This window comes from Clostridium grantii DSM 8605, assembly GCF_900129965.1.
Lineage (GTDB): Bacteria > Bacillota > Clostridia > Clostridiales > Clostridiaceae > Clostridium_AF > Clostridium_AF grantii.
Genome location: NZ_FQXM01000007.1, coordinates 35,809 through 58,511, shown reverse-complemented (window position 1 = coordinate 58,511; position 22,703 = coordinate 35,809). Strand labels below are relative to the sequence as shown.

21 protein-coding genes are annotated in these 22,703 nt (G+C 29.7%); 6 read left to right on the top strand and 15 right to left on the bottom strand.

Features of this window, described 5'->3' with window-relative positions; genetic code table 11:
• Positions 1 to 14: 14 nt before the first annotated feature.
• From BUB83_RS07730 to BUB83_RS07700, 7 genes are all read right to left on the bottom strand, one after another.
• The gene (locus BUB83_RS07730) at positions 15 to 1,112 is read right to left on the bottom strand and encodes a TFIIB-type zinc ribbon-containing protein (RefSeq protein WP_073337882.1); all 1,098 of its coding nucleotides are present in this window, start codon (positions 1,110 to 1,112) and stop codon (positions 15 to 17) included.
• A 13-nt stretch (positions 1,113 to 1,125) separates the two neighbouring features.
• Entirely contained in the window at positions 1,126 to 2,268 is a 1,143-nt protein-coding gene (locus BUB83_RS07725; protein WP_073337881.1) for an SPFH domain-containing protein, read from the bottom strand.
• Between the two features lie 150 nt (positions 2,269 to 2,418).
• On the bottom strand, positions 2,419 to 3,204 hold the full coding sequence (locus tag BUB83_RS07720) for a hypothetical protein (RefSeq protein WP_073337880.1): 786 nt from the start codon (positions 3,202 to 3,204) through the stop codon (positions 2,419 to 2,421).
• Positions 3,205 to 3,215: 11 nt separating this feature from the next.
• Positions 3,216 to 3,914 carry an ABC transporter ATP-binding protein gene (locus BUB83_RS07715; protein WP_073337879.1) on the bottom strand — a complete coding sequence of 233 codons (699 nt, stop codon included), beginning with the start codon at positions 3,912 to 3,914 and terminating at the stop codon, positions 3,216 to 3,218.
• A gap of 2 nt (positions 3,915 to 3,916) precedes the next feature.
• The gene (locus BUB83_RS07710) at positions 3,917 to 4,285 is read right to left on the bottom strand and encodes a GntR family transcriptional regulator (RefSeq protein ID WP_073337878.1); all 369 of its coding nucleotides are present in this window, start codon (positions 4,283 to 4,285) and stop codon (positions 3,917 to 3,919) included.
• A 136-nt stretch (positions 4,286 to 4,421) separates the two neighbouring features.
• On the bottom strand, positions 4,422 to 6,746 hold the full coding sequence (gene yicI, locus BUB83_RS07705; RefSeq protein WP_073337877.1) for an alpha-xylosidase: 2,325 nt from the start codon (positions 6,744 to 6,746) through the stop codon (positions 4,422 to 4,424).
• A gap of 39 nt (positions 6,747 to 6,785) precedes the next feature.
• Positions 6,786 to 8,255, bottom strand: coding sequence for an alpha-L-fucosidase (locus BUB83_RS07700; RefSeq protein WP_073337876.1), 1,470 nt, complete (start codon positions 8,253 to 8,255; stop codon positions 6,786 to 6,788).
• 157 nt (positions 8,256 to 8,412) lie between these two features.
• On the opposite strand from BUB83_RS07700, the gene BUB83_RS07695 reads away from it, so the two are divergent.
• Positions 8,413 to 9,225, top strand: coding sequence for an AraC family transcriptional regulator (locus BUB83_RS07695; RefSeq protein WP_073337875.1), 813 nt, complete (start codon positions 8,413 to 8,415; stop codon positions 9,223 to 9,225).
• Between the two features lie 5 nt (positions 9,226 to 9,230).
• Here the strand turns inward: BUB83_RS07695 and BUB83_RS07690 are convergent, their stop codons facing one another.
• Positions 9,231 to 9,653 (bottom strand): RbsD/FucU domain-containing protein, encoded by a 423-nt coding sequence (locus BUB83_RS07690; protein WP_073337874.1) that lies wholly within the window; start codon positions 9,651 to 9,653, stop codon positions 9,231 to 9,233.
• A gap of 111 nt (positions 9,654 to 9,764) precedes the next feature.
• On the bottom strand, positions 9,765 to 11,207 hold the full coding sequence (gene aldA, locus BUB83_RS07685) for an aldehyde dehydrogenase (RefSeq protein ID WP_073337873.1): 1,443 nt from the start codon (positions 11,205 to 11,207) through the stop codon (positions 9,765 to 9,767).
• Between the two features lie 143 nt (positions 11,208 to 11,350).
• On the opposite strand from aldA, the gene BUB83_RS07680 reads away from it, so the two are divergent.
• Both BUB83_RS07680 and BUB83_RS07675 read left to right on the top strand, forming a co-directional pair.
• Positions 11,351 to 12,286, top strand: coding sequence for an ArsR/SmtB family transcription factor (locus BUB83_RS07680; RefSeq protein WP_143160496.1), 936 nt, complete (start codon positions 11,351 to 11,353; stop codon positions 12,284 to 12,286).
• 116 nt (positions 12,287 to 12,402) lie between these two features.
• The gene (locus tag BUB83_RS07675) at positions 12,403 to 13,260 is read left to right on the top strand and encodes a helix-turn-helix domain-containing protein (RefSeq protein WP_073337871.1); all 858 of its coding nucleotides are present in this window, start codon (positions 12,403 to 12,405) and stop codon (positions 13,258 to 13,260) included.
• Between the two features lie 155 nt (positions 13,261 to 13,415).
• Here BUB83_RS07675 and BUB83_RS07670 read toward each other — a convergent pair whose 3' ends face one another.
• The gene (locus tag BUB83_RS07670) at positions 13,416 to 14,939 is read right to left on the bottom strand and encodes a sulfatase family protein (RefSeq protein ID WP_073337870.1); all 1,524 of its coding nucleotides are present in this window, start codon (positions 14,937 to 14,939) and stop codon (positions 13,416 to 13,418) included.
• A gap of 124 nt (positions 14,940 to 15,063) precedes the next feature.
• On the opposite strand from BUB83_RS07670, the gene BUB83_RS22925 reads away from it, so the two are divergent.
• Positions 15,064 to 15,267 carry a helix-turn-helix domain-containing protein gene (locus BUB83_RS22925; RefSeq protein WP_084133468.1) on the top strand — a complete coding sequence of 68 codons (204 nt, stop codon included), beginning with the start codon at positions 15,064 to 15,066 and terminating at the stop codon, positions 15,265 to 15,267.
• A gap of 64 nt (positions 15,268 to 15,331) precedes the next feature.
• Here the strand turns inward: BUB83_RS22925 and BUB83_RS21255 are convergent, their stop codons facing one another.
• Both BUB83_RS21255 and BUB83_RS07660 read right to left on the bottom strand, forming a co-directional pair.
• Entirely contained in the window at positions 15,332 to 15,517 is a 186-nt protein-coding gene (locus tag BUB83_RS21255) for a hypothetical protein (RefSeq protein WP_084133454.1), read from the bottom strand.
• Between the two features lie 51 nt (positions 15,518 to 15,568).
• A complete protein-coding gene (locus BUB83_RS07660) occupies positions 15,569 to 17,065 on the bottom strand; it encodes an arylsulfatase (RefSeq protein WP_084133453.1) in 1,497 nt (498 codons plus the stop codon).
• A gap of 268 nt (positions 17,066 to 17,333) precedes the next feature.
• On the opposite strand from BUB83_RS07660, the gene BUB83_RS07655 reads away from it, so the two are divergent.
• Both BUB83_RS07655 and BUB83_RS07650 read left to right on the top strand, forming a co-directional pair.
• Positions 17,334 to 18,725, top strand: coding sequence for a sulfatase family protein (locus tag BUB83_RS07655; protein ID WP_073337869.1), 1,392 nt, complete (start codon positions 17,334 to 17,336; stop codon positions 18,723 to 18,725).
• 343 nt (positions 18,726 to 19,068) lie between these two features.
• Entirely contained in the window at positions 19,069 to 20,112 is a 1,044-nt protein-coding gene (locus BUB83_RS07650) for a uroporphyrinogen decarboxylase family protein (RefSeq protein ID WP_073337868.1), read from the top strand.
• A 15-nt stretch (positions 20,113 to 20,127) separates the two neighbouring features.
• Here BUB83_RS07650 and BUB83_RS07645 read toward each other — a convergent pair whose 3' ends face one another.
• From BUB83_RS07645 to BUB83_RS07635, 3 genes are all read right to left on the bottom strand, one after another.
• Complete coding sequence (locus tag BUB83_RS07645) at positions 20,128 to 21,018, bottom strand: AraC family transcriptional regulator (RefSeq protein WP_073337867.1); 891 nt, start codon at positions 21,016 to 21,018, stop codon at positions 20,128 to 20,130.
• Between the two features lie 62 nt (positions 21,019 to 21,080).
• Positions 21,081 to 21,419 (bottom strand): hypothetical protein, encoded by a 339-nt coding sequence (locus BUB83_RS07640; RefSeq protein ID WP_073337866.1) that lies wholly within the window; start codon positions 21,417 to 21,419, stop codon positions 21,081 to 21,083.
• A 14-nt stretch (positions 21,420 to 21,433) separates the two neighbouring features.
• Positions 21,434 to 22,630 carry a cytochrome c biogenesis CcdA family protein gene (locus tag BUB83_RS07635; protein ID WP_073337865.1) on the bottom strand — a complete coding sequence of 399 codons (1,197 nt, stop codon included), beginning with the start codon at positions 22,628 to 22,630 and terminating at the stop codon, positions 21,434 to 21,436.
• Positions 22,631 to 22,703 lie beyond the last annotated feature (73 nt).

The window sequence follows — 22,703 nt, the reverse complement described above, 5'->3', positions numbered from 1 at the left end:
GTAAACATCTTTTTTTATATAACCAAAACCAATAAAGCAATTACGGCTATTATAGCTATTATAAATAAAGTAACTTTTAAAGCACTCACTGGAGATTCTCCATCTAGTTCCCCTGTCTGCCCATTAACCATAAATCTATATACTTTCCCTTTATAATCAAAAGCTGATATCCATACTGGAAGAAGAATATGCTTAAAAGTTATATTTGAAAAAGCAGTTGCTACATTTTCTATCCTGACTTCATCTCCAAAAACCTGGTTTCTAATCCCGCTTTTTATTCTATTATCTATTTCTGTTTTTGCCTTATTCCAGCCATCTTTAAGACTTATGGAATATCTTTCTGCAACAAATCCTGATAGATAAGCTGCTTTATAATCAACTAATTCTTTAAGCTTAAAAGGCTCAATAGATTTAACTAATCCTGATTCAACATTACTAGATGCATTACATAAAACATCATCGAAGAATTCTGCATATGTACCCTGTTCTGTTCTCCACCGAGTTTTTCTTACCTGCTGAGAAACTTCTTTTCTTTCTCCATTTTCAGTAACCCAATGAGTTTCCGTAACATAATAATATGTACCTATTTTTACTACATAATTAGAAAAAGTATTTGAATCATAGGTCCAATGAGGTAAATAAACTCCTGAAACTTTATCCATTTTATATGATTTTTTTAAATCTGAGGGAGCGAAAAATCTCTTTTTTATCCACACTTTAAATTTTTCTTCAGAATCATTTTTTTTGATTTTGAAGGGAACAATTAATGTAGGCTTTATTCCAATATTATCACTATTTTCAGCTATATGCGAAGACCCACAGAAGGGACAAAATTGTGCAATTTTATCTTTATCAAAAATTGACTCTGCTCCACAATTCCCACACTTAAATAATCTTTTTTCTTCTCCCCAATCCTGTGCTTCAAGTTCATCTGCAGAATCAAAATCATATTCCACCATGTTATTTGATTCTGCTTTTATTTCAATTTTATTTTCACAATAGGAACAGCTTAAACACTGTTCCTCTGGATTAAAGATCATGTTGCCTCCACAACCAGGGCATGAAAAATTTTTGGTATCTTCTCTTATTATTTCTTTTTTTTCTTCGTCCATAATTTATATCCCCCTAATCAACTTTTGTTCCACACTCTGGACAGAATTTTGAATCTAAAGATAATTTATATGAACAGTTTGGACATTCTTTTTCTAAAACTTGTGGTGCTCCACATTCTGCACAAAATTTTGCACCTTTTTTTATATCTGCACTACATTTTATACATTTATCTTTTGGTTCTTCCATAGTTTTTCCACATTCAGGGCAGAATTTAGCTTTTTTATCCACAATTGCTGCACAATGAGGACATGCTATTTTTTCTGAAACTGTTTCAATTTTGGGTTCATTTTTATTTGACTCCTTGAATAATTCTGTCATTGCACCCCCAAGTGCTGCTCCTGCACCTAATCCAACACCAGCTCCAGCTAATCCTCCATTTGGATTTTGTGCAGCATCTCTCATTGCTTCTGCTGCCTGATATTTAGCATAATCATTTAAATTACCCAAAACCCCCATAGAAGTACGCTTATCCATAACTTTCTCAACTTCTTCTGGAAGAGAAATATTTTCTATTAATAAAGATGTTATTTGAAAACCATAATTCTCGAATTTAGGAATCATTTTTTTCTTACCTTGCTCACTTAATTCATCATAATACATTGCAAGGTCCAAGGCTGGTATCTTTGCTTCACCAAACATATCTGAAAGACCCGATACGATAGTTTTCTTTAATTGCCCTTCAATACTGCTTGTATCATAGGATGCACTTGTCCCAAATATTTCTTTTAAAAATTTAGTAGCATCAGATACTCTATAAGAATATATACCAAAAGCTCTAAGCCTTAACATTCCAAATTCAGCATCTCTCATCATTATAGGGTTTGATGTTCCCCATTTTTGGTCTGTAAATTGTTTAGTATTTACAAAATACACTTCTGCTTTAAAAGGAGAATCAAATCCATATTTCCAAGATTTTAATTTTGTTAATATAGGCATATTTTCAGTGCTTAAAGTATATTTACCTGGAGTAAATACATCTGCAATAGTACCTTCATTAACAAAAACTGCTGTTTGTGATTCTCTAACAGTTAATTGAGCTCCCATCTTGATTTCATTACCGTCTACTGGAAACCTATACACCATTGTGTTTGTGGAACTGTCTGTCCATTCAATAACTTCAATAAATTGACTTTTTATAAAATTAAATAACCCCATAAAACCCCTCCTATGTTAATGTTTATTATACAAAATCTACTATTTATTATTAATTATATCACATTAATAATGTAAATAGAGTTCCTACAAAAAGAAAATGGGCCATCCTCTTATTTTGAGGTTGACCCATTTTGTTTTTACCATCTCAATTTAAACTTCTAATTTTTTGTCCAACATATAAGAAGTGGTTAAAAATAGAATTACAATTATTATTAAAGTAAATATAGTTTCTACTGTAAAATAAGATACATCATTAAATGGTAATTCTATAGATGAACTCGCTATATCCATACCTGAGCTATCTGCATTTAAATTGAATCCAAAATTCGAAATTATACTATTTCCATAAATAATCTTTAAAATTAAAGTTTCAGCATAAGATATTATTCCTGAAAATACAAAGTAAATAATTACTCCTAGAAATCCCCCTATTTTACCTTTTATTTTATTACAACTAATTAATGTTATCACAAAATAAATTAATAGTATATCAGATATATATTGGGTTATTGTTATTGTTGCTAGAAAGCCATAATTTATAATAATTTTTTCTCTAAAAATATCAAATCCAAAATCTCCCATAGCCAAATCACAAATCATAAAATAAACAAATATTGCACAAACACCTACTGATAATATTGTCCACATTAATGTATTTAATGTTTTAACAAGTAAAACCTGCTTACCCGTCACTGGTAAGGTAAAAGTCAAATAAGCTCTATCATCATTTATATCTTTTTTGTAAAAATCTATTATTAATATAAAAAGTGCTATACCAAGTGCCATAGAAGATAAAACAGTTATTAATATTCTATATTCAATTTTTTGGTCTCCAAATGCTATTAAAGCAATAATGTTTGCAATTACGACAGCAAGTAAAAGCGGTCCATATATTCTGTAAGTGTTTTTTAATTCTAATTTAAATAATTTTCCCATTTTTCTCACCCCTAATCTCTAAAAATATCTCTATAAATTTCATCTATAGACATACCCTTATCTATTCTCAATTGTTCTGCATCTCCTTTTTCAAAAATCTTACCCTCAGAGATAAATGCAACTTCATCAAATAACTTTTCTATATCTCTAACTAAATGAGTAGTTATAATCATGGAACTACCTTCATTAAAATTATTCAATATAGCATCTAAAATTTTCTCTCTTGCCACAGGATCTACCCCTGCAATTGGTTCATCAAGAACATAAAGTTGCGCATCTCTTGATAATACAAGAGTTAAAAGAAGTTTCTCTGTCATCCCTTTTGATAAAGCTTTAATCTTCATATTTTCTTCTAGTTTCATGAATTCCAATAGTTTTTTGCATTTATCAATATTAAAATCCTCATAAAAATCTGAAAAAACTTCTATTGCATCTTTAATCTTCATCCACTTATAAAGAAAATTTCTGTCTGGTAGATAGGCTACTGTTTTTTTTGTTTCTACACCTGGTACTTTGCCATCAATTAATATTTCTCCATTATCTTGATGTAAAAGACCTACTAGCATTTTTATAAAAGTAGTTTTTCCGCTACCATTTGGCCCTAATAAACCTAAAATTTTTCCTCTTTCCAATTGAAAATTTAAATTATCTACTGCTATTTTACTTCCATATTTTTTAGTTAAGTCCTTTGTTTCTAATATAAAATCCATCTCTATACCTCCTCACCAATTTTTTCAGACACAATCTCAATTATATCTTTTGATTCAAATCCCAATTCCTTCATCTCAATTATAAAGTTATTCAAAATATTTTTCGCCATATTTTTCTTAAGTTTTTTTATTATTTCTTTATCCTCAGTTACATACTTGCCCATTCCTCTTTTAGTAAACGCTAATTCTTCTCTTTCCAGTTCAGTATAAGCTCTTTGTATTGTATTAGGATTAACTTTAAAATTTTGAGATAATTCTCTTACAGAAACCAATTTTTCTCCTCCTTGTAATTCACCAGATACTATTGATTTTTTAATATAGTTTATTATTTGAGTGTATATAGGTTCTTTGTCGTTAAATACTATATTCATTATTTCACCACCTTGAAAGTGTTAGTGTATTAATTCAATGGTACACTAACACTTTCAAAGTGTCAATACTTTTGCAAAAAAAAGATGGTGTTAATTTCACCATCTTAAAAAAAATTAATCAATGCTTTATATTGCTTTAATAAACCGTACATACTATTTCATTTGTATCGTTATTTGGAATAATGCTTGTACCTAACTTATTTACTTTAATTTGTGCTCCTTCTATACCTTTTAGTTCATAAATACCCCTCATTAGAATAGTAAACGATTTACAATTTCCTTCATATTTTATGTTAATTATTTTACCTTCTAAGTATATTTCTATTTTTAATTCTTCTTCCCCTTTAATATTATAAATAGAAGTGAAGGCTATTTTTTCTTCAATTAATTCAAATACATGTAGAGTAACGTTATCTGAGTAGTTATAGTCAGGTTTATTATCTTCTTTTCCTACAGCAATTATGCTATTAGGGCGTACCATTAAAGGTAAACTCAAATAATCATGTTTTTCTTTTCTCCAACATTCTCCGCTTATCTTCTCATTAGTAAAGAAATTGGTCCATTTTCCTTTAGGCAGATAATAAGTAGCTTCTCCTTTATCATTAAATATAGGTGCTACAAGAAGTGAATCTCCTAGCATATATTGACGTTCTAAATACCCACAAGTTAAATCTTCTTGAAATTCAAGAATCATAGATCTCATAACTGGTATCCCTGACTTTGAAGTTTCATATGCATTTCTAAATAAATAAGGCATCAAAGTACATTTAAGTTTTGTAAAATAACGTACCACATCAACAGACTCTTCGTCATATAGCCATGGAACTCTATAAGAGATACTACCATGCAAACGACTATGAGAGGATAATAATCCAAAAGCGCACCAGCGTTTATATACATCAGCACTTGAAGTACTCTCAAATCCACCTATATCGTGGCTCCAAAATCCAAAACCTGACATACATAATGATAATCCACCTCTAAGACTTTCTGCCATTGACTCATAATTTGCTGAACAATCTCCGCCCCAATGTACTGGAAACTTTTGTCCCCCAACTGTTGCTGATCTAGCAAATAATACTGCTTCTCCTTTTCCTCTCTTTTTTTCAAGTAAATCAAAGACCACTTTATTATATATATAAGTATAATAATTATGCATTTTCCTTGGATCTGAACCATCATAATATACTACATCAGTTGGAATACTTTCGCCAAAATCAGTTTTAAAACAATCTACACCCATATCTATTAATCTCTCTAATTTACCAGCAAACCACTCACAGGCAGCAGAATTTGTAAAATCAACAATACCCATACTAGGTTGCCACAAGTCACTTTGCCATACATCCCCATTGACTTTTTTAATTAAATATCCTTTTTCCATAGCCTCTTCAAAAATACAAGATTGTTGTGCTATATAAGGATTAATCCACACGCATATCTTTAATCCTTTATCTTTTAATCGTTTAATCATACCTACTGGATCTGGGAAAACTCTATTATCCCATTTAAAATCACACCAATTATAATCTTTCATCCAAAAGCAATCAAAATGAAATACATGAAGTGGAATATCTCTTTCCGCCATTCCATCCACAAAACTTGTTACTGTTTTCTCATCATAATTAGTTATAAATGAAGTAGTGAGCCATAAGCCAAAAGTCCAAGCTGCTGGTAGTGATGGTTTTCCTGTTAAAGAAGTATAATTTTCTATCACCTTTTTTATAGAAGGACCATTTATAATATAATAATCTAGGCTTTCACCTGGAACACTAAATTGAACCTTTGCTACTCTTTCAGACCCTACCTCAAAAGAAACTTGTTCAGGATGATTTACAAAAATACCATATCCTTTATTTGTCACATAAAAAGGAATGTTTTTATAAGCCTTTTCACTACCTGTCCCTCCATCTTCATTCCATATATCAATACTCTGTCCATTTTTAACAAAAGGTGTGAATCTTTCACCTAAACCATAAATCAATTCTCCAACAGATAAGGACATCTGCTCTCTCATAAATTCTCCGTCTTCTTCTGTTTTTATATAAGCCATATCTTTAAATTTACTAGAAGTTATTTTATCTTCTTTATTAAAAAAATCCATAGACCAAGATGATTTTTTATTTATTTCTACACTTAAGTCTCCACTAGTTAATTTAACCACAGATTCATTATCTACTATGTTTATCTTTGAATTTTCTTTACAATTCACTTCAAAATTTGGCCCATTTTTTCTAACTCCCATATGATGAAATAATTGTACCCTAATAATGTCTGGCATAGGAGAGGATAATTTCATCGTAATTACAGGTCCCCTTGTTGTATCTCCTCTATGATTTACTTTATTACATGGTGCATAAACCATAACTGAATCCTTATTAGTAATAACATTATAAACTTCTGTTGGGCTAAATGTGTTAACCCCTTCCTTATTAAACCAATATCCATTACTAAATTTCATAACACCAAGCCTTTCTAAACATGATTAATAAGAATTATATTAATCAATTATTATTTTAAAACAAACTGGATACTTTGTATCTATACCACCCTTAAGCACAATTTTCAAACATTCATCAGTTTGTTCAAAATCTAATTCATTATCAAATCCCAATATTTCAATATCTTTTATATGTCCACTAAAATGTTTACTTCCTTTTTTTAATGATAAAATTTTCACTTCATTACTTTCAGGCCAACTTAAAACATTAGCATAAATATAAGGTGCTTTATAAGTAAAACGAATATCTTCACTTTGGAAGGCTTTTCTATCCTTTTCAGCAAAGGTTCCCTCTGGAACTTCAGTAGATCCTTCTCCGTAAATATTCCAATAAGTAGTATCGTATATTGATTCTCCATTAACCTTTAACCATTCACCAATACTCAACAAAACACTTTTATCTTCTTCTGTAATTGTTCCATCGGCTTTAGGTCCAACATTTAATAAAAGGGTTCCATTTTTACTTACAATATCAATTAAATCGCATACTATATCCGCTGGGTCTTTAAAATCATTATTCTCTGTATAACCCCAAGAGTTTTTAGCTACTGCGGTGTCAGTCTGCCATAATCTTGGTCTTATATCCTTTAATTGGCCTCTTTCTATATCAAAAATTGCAGTGGAATAAGCATAAGCATCATTTTTATAATTAATGGCAACTTCTTCTCCCCATTCAACAGCTTTATTATAATAATAAGCTGCAAATTTCTTTAGATATGGTTTAAAACTCATATTTTGAATCCACCAATCAAACCAAACAATTTTAGGTTGATATTTGTCTACTATTTCACAAGTTCTTGCAAGCCAGTCTTCAAGATGCTCTTTTGTTGCTGGGGTTGAATATATACTATGAGTATCTTCTTGAACAAACCCTTTATGAGCATATCCATAAGGCTCTTGATATTCCATATCTTGAATACCAGAATCAAAATCACGACCTCCGCTAAAAAACCAATAATTCTCTGCTCTATGACTTGAAGCACATAAAACTATATCTTTATCTTTTGATGCTTTTTTTAATTCTCCAAGTATATCTTTTTTAGGTCCCATTTTTACGGAATTCCAGTCTGATAATTCACTATCATACATTTGAAAACCATCATGATGCTCTGCTACAGGCATAAAATATTTTGCCCCTGCTGCTTTAAATAAATCTATCCATTCATCAGCATTAAACTTTTCACCTTTAAACATAGGTATAAAATCCGCATACCCAAAATCTTTGTGGGCACCATATGTTTTTATATGATGGTCATATTCTTTTGTGCCTTTTATATACATCAATCTCGCGTACCATTCGCTACCAAAAGCTGGCACACTATATGCCCCCCAATGAATAAAAATACCGAATTTAGCTTTTTTTAACCAAGTTGGCTCTGGATAATCATTAAGAGATTCCCACTTATCCTTATAAGGTCCTTTTTCAATTACTACATCAATTGATCTTAAATAATCTTCTAGATTTAACATATACTACACTCCTTTTGGAAACAATATTTCTATTAATGACATAAGTATAACACCCTTATCTATAAAACAAAGGGTGTATATTAATAAGTATGTGGACAAAATTAATCATTATATGTTAGTATGTAATTGTAATAAAAAACCAAAAGGAATGATTATAATGCATAATGAAACTAATGTAAATTATTTTGATAACATATATGTTAAGAAATTAATATGTAGGAAAAATTTTTGTTCCCCTGATTGGGCAGAAAACAATTGTGTATATGGTTATAATAAATTTTATTATTTTTTGCAAGGTGAAGGGGTTTTAATAATCAATGGTGATAAATTTATTCCAAAACCAGAAGAACTATATTTAATACCTGCAAATACAATTCATAGCTACTACCATAACCCTAACAATCCCATTGAAAAATATTGGTGTCATTTTAATCTTGTATTAAATAAAGAAAAAAAATTTATCTACTCGAAAGAATCCACCAAATGCAAAATATCTAAAGAAAAAATTACACCTTTATTGGATAAATTAGTTAGCTTAGACTTTTCCACAAATCCGTTAGATACCTTAACAGAAAAAGCTGGTTTACTAGAAATTCTAAAAATCTTTTTAGATAACGTAGATATGAAGAAAATTTTACCTTCAACCTTCGATGAATTTGAAAATACAATAAATACCTACATAAAAAACAATATAACTAAAGATATAACCTTAACTAATCTTGCAGATATAGTTCATTTGCATCCTAATTATTTTATAAAATATTTCAAGAAACATTTCTCTACTACTCCCATTGAATATGTAAATTCAATGAAACTTCAAATGGCAACTTATATATTAATTAACGAGCCAGATAAAAGTATTAGTAATATAGCTATGGATTTAGGATTTAATGACTATAGGTATTTTTCCAGGTTATTTAAAAAAATGTATGGAATAACACCTTCTAATTATAAAAATTCTATTGGGTAATTTCCCTAATTTTCTTCTACCACAATACCCTTTTGTATTATAATGTTTCCAAATTTAGTAAAATCATTAGTGACAATAATACCAACCACCTGATCAGATAAATCGTAAAAACCAAATCTATCTATTGTACCAAGAGAATCTCCTTCTCTGTACTTGGATATAATTTTTTTATAGACATCTGCTGTCCCATTATCTAAAGCCCCACTCATTACCATTGTAGGTATTTCAACAGCATGGTCCAGAGGTAAGAATTTTAAAATATCATTGAGCAAATCGGATATCTTTATATTAAGGATAAATACAGTGTCTTTATTTCTCGATTTATAAGGAAAATTTCCGTCACAAATCAATAGCTGCTCTCCATGACCAACCTCCATAAGTAACTTCATCAAATCTGGGGTAAAAGTTTTTGGTATACCATATAACATAGTATTCCTCCTATAATTTTTTATTTTAGTAATATAAGGACATTTATTTCTTATGAAAAAACTCCCACAAGTTATATAAATGCCCCTATATTTAATTTATCAAAGCAAATATTATTTTCCGTAATTTAAGTAAATAGTTTTCTTCTGTGAATATATATCTAATCCATGCTTACCATCTTCTCCACCTACACCACTTAATTTTATACCGGCATGGAAACCATTGATTAATTCACCATTACGTCTGTTTACATAAATCTCTCCTACTTCAAGTTCATTCATAGCTCTCATAATATTACCCATGTTTTTTGTAAATATATAACCAGATAAACCGTACTTACAATCATTTGCTAATTGTAGAGCTTCATCAAAACTTTCAACTTTCATTGCAGCTACTATTGGTCCAAAGGTCTCTTCTTGAATAATTTCCATATAATTAGTTACATTAGTAATAACAGTAGGTTCAAACCAATACCCTGTTTTAAATTCTCCTTCAGTCAATCTGTTACCACCAACAATAATTTTTGCTCCTTGTTCTTTGGCTTTATCCACCATTGTAACTAGTTTATTCAATTCATTTATATTCATTTTAGGTCCAATATTTGTATCAGGGTCCATTGGATTTCCAACTTTTAATTGTTTTACCCCTGCAACAAATTTTTCCATAAATTCATCATAAACATCTTTGTGAATATACATTCTCTCATTTGAAGTACATATTTGACCACAATTATCATATCCTGATAAAACCGCTAATTTTGCTGCTTTATCAATATCAGCATCCTCAAGAACTATAAATGGGGCTTTTCCTCCAAGTTCAAGGCTAATAACTGTTAAATTATCTGCAGCTGCTTTGTAAATATGTCTTCCTATTTCTGTACTGCCTGTTAATGTTACCAACTTAGTAATAGGATTTCGAACAAGTTCATCCCCAATAACATTCCCTGCACCAGTAACAATATTAATAACACCTTTTGGTAGAACTCTTTCAATAATCTTTCCCAACTCATAAACAGCAAGTGGGGCATGTAACGGTGGCATAAGTACCATGGTATTTCCAGTAATTAATGCATTCCCTAATTTTCTTCCTGCAAGAGCTAATGGAAAGTTCCAAGTCAATAGCCCAACGGTTACCCCATATGGAATCCTTTGAATCATTATTTGCTCTTCTTCAACATCACTATAAAGAATTTCCCCTTGAATTCTTCTTGCTGACTCTGCTGCATAAGAAATAAATTGGGCTGTACCTTCTACTTCCTCATATGCCATTGAAATAAGTTTTCCTTGTTCTGTTGTTAAAAGTTCGGCTAAGTGTTTTTTTTCTTTTAACAATTCATTAGCTAGTTCTCTTAAATACTCCCCACGACGTTGAGCTGTAAGTTTAGACCAAGTTACTTGAGCTTCTCTAGCACTTTCTAAAGCTTTTCTAGCATCCTCACGTGTTCCCATGGGAACTGTTGCTATAACTTCCTCATTTGCTGGATTCAATACCTCAATAGTTTCATTTGAACTTGCTGGTACCCATTTTCCATCTATAAACATATTATATGATTTCATAATTTCATCTCCTTAATTGTGAATTTTTTAGTTCACTAATGAACTTTTATACTCTTATTAACTTGATTTTAATCCTTTTTCTTTAATTTGTCAATGCTTTATGTAACTTTTTTTGTTGACTTGCGAACTAAATAGTTATATAATTGTTTTACCTTAAGGAAAGTGGTGTTAATATGAAAATTGCTGTAACTTCCGAAAATTTAGATTTTTTCCAATGTTTTTCTTCAGAAAAAAAGCTAAAAATTATAGAATTATTAATAGATAAACCTATGAATATTGGAGAGATTGCTAATGAGTTAGATGTTTCATCAACCATTATAACCAGACACATTAATGCACTTGAAAGTGCCGGTTTAATTACCTGCCAATTAAGTCCTGGGAAAAGAGGACTTCAAAAAGTTTGTTCTATTTCTACAAATGAAGTAATTCTAGATTTCACTTCAAAGAATACTTTGCCAAGCAATTCCATTACCTTTGAGTTACCAATTGGTCATTACAGTAATTACAAGGTAGAACCAACATGTGGATTAGCTTCTGTGGAAAATTATATAGGTATGGTTGATGATCCAAGATACTTTAGTAATCCTGACAAAACTAAAGCTAGCCTTTTATGGTTTCAATCTGGCTATGTAGAATACGAACTGCCTAGTTACCTTTTTGATAAAACAGATCAAATACAGTCCATAAATATATCCCTTGAATTGTGCTCTGAATTTCCTGGACACAAAGATGAGTTTCCTTCCGATATCCATTTTTATATTAACGATGAGTTACTTGGTTTTTGGACTAGTCCTGGAAATTTTGGCAATAAAAAAGGAACTTATACTCCTGACTGGTTTTCATGCGGCACAGAATATGGTCTACTAAAAACTCTGATAGTTGATAATACTGGTTCTTATATTGATGGTGTTAAACTATCAGATGTAAAACTAAGCCAACTCAAATTAAACAATAAAAACAATCAAAGACTTCGACTATCATCCCCAAAAGAAACATCACACCCTGGTGGAGTAACCATATTTGGTAAAGGATATGGTAATTATGATCAAGATATTAAGGTTACTATTAACTATAAATAATTAACTTTTATATCTTTAATAATTTATTTTATTGACTTATATTCCTTCTATAATAAAATAACAATATACATCACTTTTATTAAGTAAAAAAACTTTAGCTAGGACGGTATATTCTTATGTCAGATAATTATTTTATTGATGATTCTTCAAAAAATGAGCTACAAGCTTTATTAAATAAAGTACCCCATAAAATTCATTTCAAAGTGCATAGTATATTAGATGTAACTGTTCCCCCTAGTTGGGCCATTGAAGATAATAGAAAAAATAAAGATTTTCATATTCTATTTGTACAAGATGGTTCTGGATATTACTTTTTAAATGGAGAAAAAATTCTCTTAGAAAAAAATAGATTCTTTTTCATTAGTAGCGACTATCCTCATCACTCTATTCCTAATAAAAAGAATCTTCCTCATATTATTCCCGTTAGATTTGGAGTATATAATAATGATGATGATATATTCCAGTACCCCACTTGTACTCCTTTTGCTTTTTCATTTATTCCCAAAGAGCCCGCTAGATATGGAATCTTACTTCAAAAACTTTACTCATTATTTTATTCCAACAAAACTCCTAATTATATTGCTGAATGTTCTATTATTTTATCAGAATTATTGATTAAAGCTGAAAGTGATTTGCAATTTCAAAATGATTTTGCTTTATCGCAAACAAATAAAGATCTAGAATTAATAAAAAATTATTTGGACAGCAATTTAACCCTTCGCTTAAAAAACGCTGAACTAGCAAATATGATTAATTTATCCGAAAAATATTTTGTTAGGAAATTTAAAACTCAATATGGTGTTTCCCCCATAAAGTATCATTTGTTCAAGAAAATGAATTACGCTAAATTCCTACTAGAAGAAACGGACTTTAAAATTGAAAGTATAGCTAATGAATTAGGATATCCTGATGGTTTTTCTTTTTCAAAACAATATAAAATTATGATGGGCAAAAATCCTAGTGAGGAAAGATAGAATTTTTTAACAAAAGTAAAAAAAATAACAACTATATCTTGTGCGTTTACTTTAAGATTGAATAAGTTCACGACTATAAGTTTCACAGTGGGATCCCTATAAAGTATTTCCATTGAAAATACTTTACCAAAACACAAAATCCTCCATTTTTATTGTCATTCTTTCCAATTGGCTGAATAATGAACCAAAATACTACGACCTTTACAGAACTCATTAAATTTAGTGTCTAAGCCTTTAGCTGCAAGCTTATCCATTTTTTCTGATGCATTAACTGGAAAAGCGATAGGAAAGTCATCTAAAAAATTAGGATATTTATTTTCTATTCCTTTTTTCTTACTTGGAACTAGATCATGAGCTTCTATTTTAATGCCATGGCTAATTATATTAAAGTCAAGAATATCTTTTAAAAATTTATTTTCTATATTTAAATATTCATCTTTACCGTGAAGATTATTTAATTCATTTGGGTCACTATCTCTATCATATAATTCTGAATAACCATCAAAAGGATAATAAGCATATCTATATTGTCCATCCTCAACAATTTTAATGGTATCACAAAATTCACTAAAGTTTACATTTCTACTAAGGTTACCATTTAATAAACTAAGCATTGATTTTGAATATCCAATTCCATGTATACTACCTGCTATTTCTAATACCGTTCCTGGAATATCAATATTACCCACTAACAAATTTGAACGTTTATTTTTTTCCACATTTGGTTGATTGCTTAGAATCATAGGTATACCTAATTGAGCTTCAAATAAATATGGTCCTTTTTCATTCAAGTCCATATCTCCTAATAAATCACCATGGTCTGAGCTAAATAAAATTGTGGTATTATCTAATAGATTTTCTTTTTCTAAATACTTAAGAATTTTTCCTATCTGAGCATCTATCTCCATAATCATTTCCCCATAAGCTTCACGGATATCCATTATTTCCTTTATATCTTCACTAATGTTTCTTAGTGCACTTCTATATAATGCATTTTCACTCAAATCCTTATTTGGACGTATAATAGGCTTAGGTAATTTATCTACATTAACTTTCCCTCTCCACTCTTTTGGTGGATCATATGGAGTATGTGGCCCCTGAAATGAAACCCAAGCAAAAAATGGCTGTTCTTTATGCTCATCAATAAATCCTAATGCTTTATTTGCTGTAAATCCTTCATAATATAAATTATCATCTAATTTAAATTGATGTTTTGAATTTACATTGAAAACACTTTTAACTGTAGAGTCTTTCTCTTTTAAGAATTTTAAATAAGAATCTTCATTCTTCAATCTATTTTCTTCCATCAAACTACTATGCGTGAACCCTTTTGTATCCAATCCAGGTGTATGATGAAGTTTCCCAAAAGCGCCTGTTACATAGCCTAAATCATTCATCTTTTCTGCTAAATATTCTACTCCTTGTCTAAAAGGAACATCATTAGTCCATACCTGATGATCACTCACATACCTTCCTGTCATCATAGTTGCTCTTGCTGGAGCACAAACCGGCGATTGAGTAATGCATTTATCAAATATAACTCCTTCATGAGCTAATTTATCAATATTAGGTGTTTTTATTGCTTCACAGCCGTATATTGGTAAAAAATCTTTTCTTAATTGGTCGCATAATATTACAATTATATTTCTCTTTTTAATGATTTTCCCCCTCTTTCCCATCTATTTGTATCCATAAAATAATTATATTAGCTTACATTATAAATCAAAGGGTTTATATTAATATGAGTGTGGACAAAATTAACAAAAAATCTGTTCTTAGTTGATCCATTAAAATAAATACAATATTATACATACTCGCCAATATATCATTAAAAAACGTTTAGAATTAGCACAACTTTTACTTGTAAATACCAGTAAAAAAGTAAAGGAAATATCTAGAGAAACAGGTTTTGATAATGAAAAATATTTCTCAAGATTATTTAAAGCTAAGATGAAAATTACTCCTAGTGAATATAGACATAGACTAAATCAGGATAAATTTTTATAAATAAATATATCAATAGCTAGACAAATTATTTTTCCTTTAACAACAATCTGTCTAGTATAAATTATTAAATTAAATAAATCTCTATATAATATGCTGAAGTATATGCGTTATCTCCATCACTAAACCATGCTTGTAGATTAGTTTTTCCTTTTTTTAAGCTTATTGTAAATATTGCTACCACATCACTGTTTTTTATTTCACAAGATTCTTCAATTCCTTGAATACTTATTGTAGCTTTTTTTAATGGCAATGATTCTCCTCCATTATAAAATATCCAATTCTTTTCTTGAATGAAGTTTCTTCAAAATTCTACATCATCACCTTCAATACCTGCAGAAATTGCCCTGTTTTCTGATTTTGGCCATCTTCTAAGCTCAAATCTATATTCTCCTTCTTTTTCCACTTCAAATTCCCAATATCCCTCTACTTTTATTCCTTTTCGAATTTGAGCTTGATTCCAGGCTGAAATACACTCTTCATTACGAATATCATGATTTGTAAAAGCCGTTGGATTCTCACCAATAACAATTGGAATATCTACATCAAATTGCACTGATACAATTTCCCACCACTTCTCATACTGTTGTCTTAATTTTCCAACTACTTCTGGATATAAACATGCTATATCTTTTCTTTGTTCTCTATCAAGGGCAACATCATATAATTCTCTTCCATTTATCAATCTCCATTTTTTAGTCATAACAGCACTTTTGCGCCATTTTACAGGATAGGCCACTCTTTGAGAATCTGTTACAATAGTTCTATCCTGCCATGGTAATTCTTTATAAAGCAATGCTTTTAAACTCATTCCGTGAAAATCTACTCCTTCTTTCACAGGAACTGAGCATAAATCAAGCATTGTAGGCATAAAATCAATATTCGCAGTTAATTCATCAATATCCTCACCATAATTTAAATTACCTTTTGGCCATCTTATAAAGAAAGGTACACGGTGTCCTCCATCATATTCTGAATTCTTCATACCTCTTAATCCACCATTATAGCCATTAACAACAAATTCTTTACTATCAAGTTCTGCTGCACAACTAGAACCATTATCAGTCATAAATATTAAAATAGTATTTTCCTCAAAATTCAGCTCTTTAAGTTTTTCTCTTAAACGTCCAAAATTTTCATCAATATTAGAAATCATACCATAAAATCGAGCTCTGTCTTCAGGAACTTGTCCAATATACTGTTCTGAATACTTACTCTCTACATTATAAGGACTATGAGGTGCATTAGCTGCTATGTAACAAAAAAAAGGGTTGTTCTTATTTTCTTCAATAAATTTTAAACTTTCATTAAAGAATACGTCAGTACAATATCCATTGAATTTTTGTGGTTCTCCATTTACATAATAGGTGTCATCGAAATAATCGTTCCCCCAATAATCCGGTGTTTGACTGATACCTCCACCACCATGAACTATTGATTTTTCAAACCCTCTATCAAAAGATCTATATGGATACTCGTCTCCTAAATGCCATTTACCAAAAATCCCTGTTCGATACCCATTTTCTTTTAAGGCTGAGGCTATTGTCCATTCTTCTTTTCTAAGCAAAGACCGTCCTCCAACTGTATGCCATACCCCTGTACTATTAGAATAATGCCCAGTCATTAATCCCGCACGTGTTGGTGCACAAGTAGGTCCAACATGAAAATTTGTTAATCTTACACTTTCATTGTAAAATTTATCTATATTAGGAGTTTTAATAATGTTATTCCCAGTACAACCAAGATCACCATACCCTTGATCATCGGTTAAAACAAAAATAATATTTGGTTTTTTGCTCATAATTAACTTCCTTTCTTCGTATTAAATTTTTCTTGAATTCAATTTTATAAATAAAATTTTATCATACAAAACATATTATTCAACTAATATACTTTATATTTAGGTGCATATTTTAAAGATTAATTCTATCCTAAACTCCTTGTTTTATATCACTATTTAACAGTCTAATCATACTTTTTGATATTCATAAGTTTCTTAATAATTGGTATTATCCTCTTATAGTACTAAATACAATTTACTCAATTATATTCTTAAGGAGAGAATTATTATGAAACCTAATATTTTATTTTTCTTTACTGATGACCAAAGATTTGACACCATAGCCGCTCTTGGCAACAAAGAGATAATCACACCAAACATAGACAGGTTAGTAGAAAATGGAGTGTCCTTTACTCATGCCCATATTCCTTGTGGTACTTCTGGTGCTGTATGTATGCCTAGTAGAGCAATGTTACATTCTGGAAGAACTCTTTTTCATTTACAAAATGAAGGACAGGAAATCCCTGAATCTCATATTACTTTAGGAGAAACTTTAAAAAATGCTGGTTATCGAACCTTTGGAACAGGTAAATGGCACAATGGAATAAATGCTTATGCTAGAAGTTTTACTGATGGAGCTAATATCTTTTTTGGTGGCATGAATGATCATTGGAATGTTCCTATAAATAATTTTGATCCAACAGGTAAATACAGTGTTCCTAAGAAAAAATCTGTTAACCCTTGGTTTTCTAATCAAACTGAAAATATTATTTGTGATCATGTAGAACCTGGTAAACATTCCAGTGAACTTTTTGCTGAAGCATCAATTGATTTTATAAAAAATTATAATAGTAATGATCCTTTCTTTATGTATATTTCATTTATGGCTCCTCATGACCCTAGAACCATGCCTGAGGAATTTTTAAATATGTATAATCCTGATGAAATTTCTTTACCTTTAAACTTTAAAGAAGAACACCCTTTTGATTATGGTATAAGAGATGTTAGGGATGAAGTATTAGCCCCTTATCCTAGAACTCCAGAAATAGTTAAAAAACATATTTCAGAATATTATGGCATGATTACTCACCTAGATAATGAACTAGGAAAAGTTTTAGCTGCCTTAGAATCAACTGGTAAACTTGAAGATACTATTATAGTATTTGCTGGAGATAATGGACTTGCCCTTGGTCAACATGGACTTATGGGAAAACAAAATTGTTATGAACATAGTATTAGAGTTCCTTTAGTATTTTCAGGTCCTGGAATACCTAAAAACCAAAAAACAGATAGTTATGCTTATCTTTTAGACATATACCCTACTTTGTGCGACCTTGTGGATATAGATGCTCCAAGTTCCGTTGAAGGTAAAAGTTTATTTAAAACCATCATGAACCCAAAAATAAAAACAAGAGAAACTTTATATTTTGCTTATACAAACATGCTTAGAAGTGTTAAAAATGAAAGATATAAACTTATAGAATATGTGTATGGTGATACTACTTCCACTCAACTTTTTGATTTTATAGAAGATCCTTGTGAGCTGAATAATTTATATTCTAATGAAGATTATAAAAAAATTGTTGACTCTTTAAGAAAAGAATTATTTAAATATAGAGATGAATGGGATGACTGTGCTCATAAATTTGGAAAAGAATTTTGGGACAAATATAAAATTTAATGTTTTTTTAATTTAAATAAAATAAAAATAGACTCTGCTTACTTTATTGTGAGCAGAGTCTATTTTTTCAATTGTGAATCAAATTTTTTATATCCTAAATGACCATAATTATTTTATAAAGAATGAGATTTTGTAATGCTCATAGAAAGATTACTTGATGCTTGCTTTTATTAACTATATAAAGCTGAAATATTCAATAATAAAACATAAATATTCATTTTTTATTATTACTATTGCTTATATAATAATTTATATAAATCATACAGTGACCACATATAAAAGAGTAATAGTTTTCAACACAACAAATTTTTGAAAAATATAATTGAAAGGTGATGTATAATCAATGAATTCAAAGGAAAGAGTAAGAAAAGCTTTTAATCATATAACCCCTGATAGGGTGCCTGCAAACTTTGAATGTGTTTCAAGTGTAATGGAAAAACTCCAAAAGTATTATGGTTTTAATGAACCTGAGGAAATATACAAGAAATTTGACATTGATATTCGATGTGTAGGAGCGAGCTACATTGGACCTGAATTTAGGACATGGAATGAAAAAGGTAATAAAGTAACAGAAGATTTTTGGGGATTTAGAAAAACCCATCATTGGACTGGTAAAGAATATAATACAATCACCTCTTACTACCCTTTAGATGAAATGGACACTATTTTTCAAATAGAAAACTATAGATGGCCTGACCCTGATTGGTTTGATTATGAATCTATAAAATATCAATGTGACCGTCATAAAAACAAGGCTATAATAATTGGACATGAGGGCCCTTTTCAAAATGCTACAAATTTAAGAAGCATGGAAAAACTATTTATAGATATGGCATTAGACTCAGAGCTTGCTCACAAAATTTTTGATAAAATGGTAGAATTCGAACTTGAATATTATGAAAGAATGTTCATAGCTGCAGACGGTCAAATTGACATTTTGAGACCTCATGACGATTACGGTACTCAAATAAACCTTCTATTTAGTACAGATATGTGGAGAGAATATTTCAAGGAAAACACACGTAAACTCACAGCCCTTGCTCACAAGTACGGTGCTTTTTATCAGCAACATTCCTGTGGTGCTGTTTATGATATTATTCCAGAGCTTATTGATTGTGGTGTTGATTCTCTTGAGCCCATACAAAAGGTTATCGGTATGGACCCAGCCAACTTAAAATTTAAATTTGGAGATAAACTTACCTTTCATGGCGGTATTGATACCCAAGGTGTTCTACCCTTTGGCACCCCTGAAGAAGTGAAGAAAGAAACAAAGCATTTCATAGATACCCTTAATATCCATGGTGGCTATATTTTGATGGCAAGCCAATCCTTTGAAGGGGATGTGCCTATTGAAAATATAGCAGCCATGTACAGTGTTCGAGATTAGTCACCATTTAATGAATTATAGTCTGTATTCTTTGTAATTTTGAATGGAATCAACAGAATAAATTTCACTTTGCTTTCTAAATTCAGCCGGGGTTAACCCCTCGGCTTTTTTAAAGCGGTTAATAAAATGACTAGTATCACAAAAACCTAAATTTTCTGCTATTCCTTCTATGTGCATATCCGTTTTTACCAACAGTTCTTTTGCCCTGATAATTCTTCTATTATTAATATGTTTTCCAGGAGATTCCCCTACCACCTTCTTAAATACTTTGGAAAAATAATCTGGACTATAATTGGCTAATTCAGCTAATTCATGAACACGCAAAGCTTCTCCAATATTCATTTCTATATAATCAAGAACCTTTTTTAAGCAGTTTTTTTCCATATCAGAAAAGACTTCTATTGTACTGTTTCTATAATATTTAAAGGTATTTATTAACATGCTATATATGATCTTAGAAATCAAATATTTATTTTTTTCTGAATCACTTGAAAATAACCCCATGATACGATTAATATACCCCATTATTTTTATGCTAACAGGTGAACTTAAAATAGGAGAAGCATCTTCTATAATGCTTTTTATAATGTCAATACTGTGGCTACCTGAAAACTCAATCCAATATAAGCGAAACCTATCATTAGAGTTTGTCTTATATATGTGGGGAGAAAATGCATCTATTATAAAAACCTGATTGTTTATTACATTATATTCTTTGCCTTTATATTCTAGCATTCCTGAACCCTCTGCAACAAAATGAATAGTACAATAAGGATATAAATTATCACGGCAAATATAAAACTCTTCATCTACCAAACCTGTACCACAGCGGTTTACTGTGTATAAAAAGTTGCTGCTTTCATAGCCACTATTATAATATTGCTTATTTTCATTCATATTTGTCATAATATAATTATACTCCCTATATTATTTCAATAATAACTTTATTGTATGTTTTTAATAAATTATTATATTTTTTCTACAATCACCCTGTTTATCACTTTATCACTTAATAATATTTTTTTTATATTTTCAGGTAGTTCTTGCCACTTTATTTCACTCTTGTTTTCCTCATCTATTTTATTAAGATATTCTTCTATTTCAAAATACATCCATCTACTAACTACTGAGCGATGAAAAAAACAAGGATCATAATCCTCAAAATGCTCAATAGTTTTTTCCAAAATTAATTCTTCTTTAATTGGAAAGTTGGTAAGTAATCCATTAAAAATTATTTCTTCATTAAATGAATATAATTTTAAGGAAATATTTTTTGGTTTGTTTTTTTCTTTCTTATTCCACAACATTATATCCTCTCTCCTTAAGTAAATATAATAATATATACTGCTAAAACTATTAATACTATTGAAGTTACAAGTTTAATTAATGGTATCCTATGACGTAATTTTTCAGATACATTAAATAAATTCTTTGTTTTAGCTATTAAAATTATTACAACTAATAATGGAAGTATAAAAGCTAGTGAATATACACATAGATAGGTAAATGCTTTTATACTCAACGCATTACTATCATGCATAATATACAAGATTGTAGCTAAATAAACTTGTCCTGTGCAAAGAAATTCTAGTACAGACATTATCATTCCCAACAAAAAGGCTATTATTATAAAATGCTTAAATTTATTATTCTTTAAAGCTTTCTTCATTATATTATGGCAAAATCCTCTTAACTTACTTGGTAATTGATTTTTTATTTCACCATATTTTTCTTTCTTAGCACTGAATATATCTTGAATATTCAGACTTACAATAAATACTACAAATATACCCATTATTATTTTTAGAAATATCTGATAGGATTTCACATCTAACATATCTAATACCTGATATAATACTGTTCCTAAAAGCAAATAAGTTATAAATTTACCTGCAATATAAGCTAACCCCACTTTTAATACATTGATTTTCTCATCCACAATAAATAAACTTAAAAGAAATAATAACATTGCTAATGAGCATGGATTAAACCCATTTATAAGTCCAAATAAAAATACTCCAACCCCTTGCATATTTTCAAAATATTTATTTATACTTGTTGATGCTTCATGTTGATTTTCTATTTTTTTCAAGGTAGGAATATTATTATTATTTAATTGAATTCTAAGTTCTTCCAATCCTTTTTCAATATTATCTTCTCCTTGATAATATTTATCTCCTACAAACATTATGGGATAAGTTCTCTCGGATTTTTTTACATTATATTCATCACAATATCTAAGCATATTTTCTAGATGAACCTCTTCAAAAACATTATAAGCTTTAAATTCCAACTTATAAATATCCTTCTCTGAGTTTAAGTACCTCATATATTTTTCAATTTTATCTTGTTCATCCTGGCAACTAACACAAGCATTAATATAAAAATATACTATTTCTACTTTTTGATTATTTTTGTTCTCAGAATAAGCAGTTGTAGAATTCATAAACATATATAAAAATATAAATACTATAAATATAACTTTGTTTTTTAGTAAACCTTTACTTTTTTTATTCATAAACTCGGCAACCTTTCTTTAAAAAAATTCTTATGTAACTCTATTCTTTAATTAAAGTCTAAAACTATTTATA

Coding starts and splice junctions, on each gene's coding strand:
- BUB83_RS07730 (WP_073337882.1), bottom strand. CDS start 1,112: ATGGACGAAGAAAAAAAAGAAATAATAAGAGAAGATACCAAAAATTTT.
- BUB83_RS07725 (WP_073337881.1), bottom strand. CDS start 2,268: ATGGGGTTATTTAATTTTATAAAAAGTCAATTTATTGAAGTTATTGAA.
- BUB83_RS07720 (WP_073337880.1), bottom strand. CDS start 3,204: ATGGGAAAATTATTTAAATTAGAATTAAAAAACACTTACAGAATATAT.
- BUB83_RS07715 (WP_073337879.1), bottom strand. CDS start 3,914: ATGGATTTTATATTAGAAACAAAGGACTTAACTAAAAAATATGGAAGT.
- BUB83_RS07710 (WP_073337878.1), bottom strand. CDS start 4,285: ATGAATATAGTATTTAACGACAAAGAACCTATATACACTCAAATAATA.
- yicI (WP_073337877.1), bottom strand. CDS start 6,746: ATGAAATTTAGTAATGGATATTGGTTTAATAAGGAAGGGGTTAACACA.
- BUB83_RS07700 (WP_073337876.1), bottom strand. CDS start 8,255: ATGTTAAATCTAGAAGATTATTTAAGATCAATTGATGTAGTAATTGAA.
- BUB83_RS07695 (WP_073337875.1), top strand. CDS start 8,413: ATGCATAATGAAACTAATGTAAATTATTTTGATAACATATATGTTAAG.
- BUB83_RS07690 (WP_073337874.1), bottom strand. CDS start 9,653: ATGTTATATGGTATACCAAAAACTTTTACCCCAGATTTGATGAAGTTA.
- aldA (WP_073337873.1), bottom strand. CDS start 11,207: ATGAAATCATATAATATGTTTATAGATGGAAAATGGGTACCAGCAAGT.
- BUB83_RS07675 (WP_073337871.1), top strand. CDS start 12,403: ATGTCAGATAATTATTTTATTGATGATTCTTCAAAAAATGAGCTACAA.
- BUB83_RS07670 (WP_073337870.1), bottom strand. CDS start 14,939: ATGGGAAAGAGGGGGAAAATCATTAAAAAGAGAAATATAATTGTAATA.
- BUB83_RS07660 (WP_084133453.1), bottom strand. CDS start 17,065: ATGAGCAAAAAACCAAATATTATTTTTGTTTTAACCGATGATCAAGGG.
- BUB83_RS07655 (WP_073337869.1), top strand. CDS start 17,334: ATGAAACCTAATATTTTATTTTTCTTTACTGATGACCAAAGATTTGAC.
- BUB83_RS07650 (WP_073337868.1), top strand. CDS start 19,069: ATGAATTCAAAGGAAAGAGTAAGAAAAGCTTTTAATCATATAACCCCT.
- BUB83_RS07645 (WP_073337867.1), bottom strand. CDS start 21,018: ATGACAAATATGAATGAAAATAAGCAATATTATAATAGTGGCTATGAA.
- BUB83_RS07640 (WP_073337866.1), bottom strand. CDS start 21,419: ATGTTGTGGAATAAGAAAGAAAAAAACAAACCAAAAAATATTTCCTTA.
- BUB83_RS07635 (WP_073337865.1), bottom strand. CDS start 22,630: ATGAATAAAAAAAGTAAAGGTTTACTAAAAAACAAAGTTATATTTATA.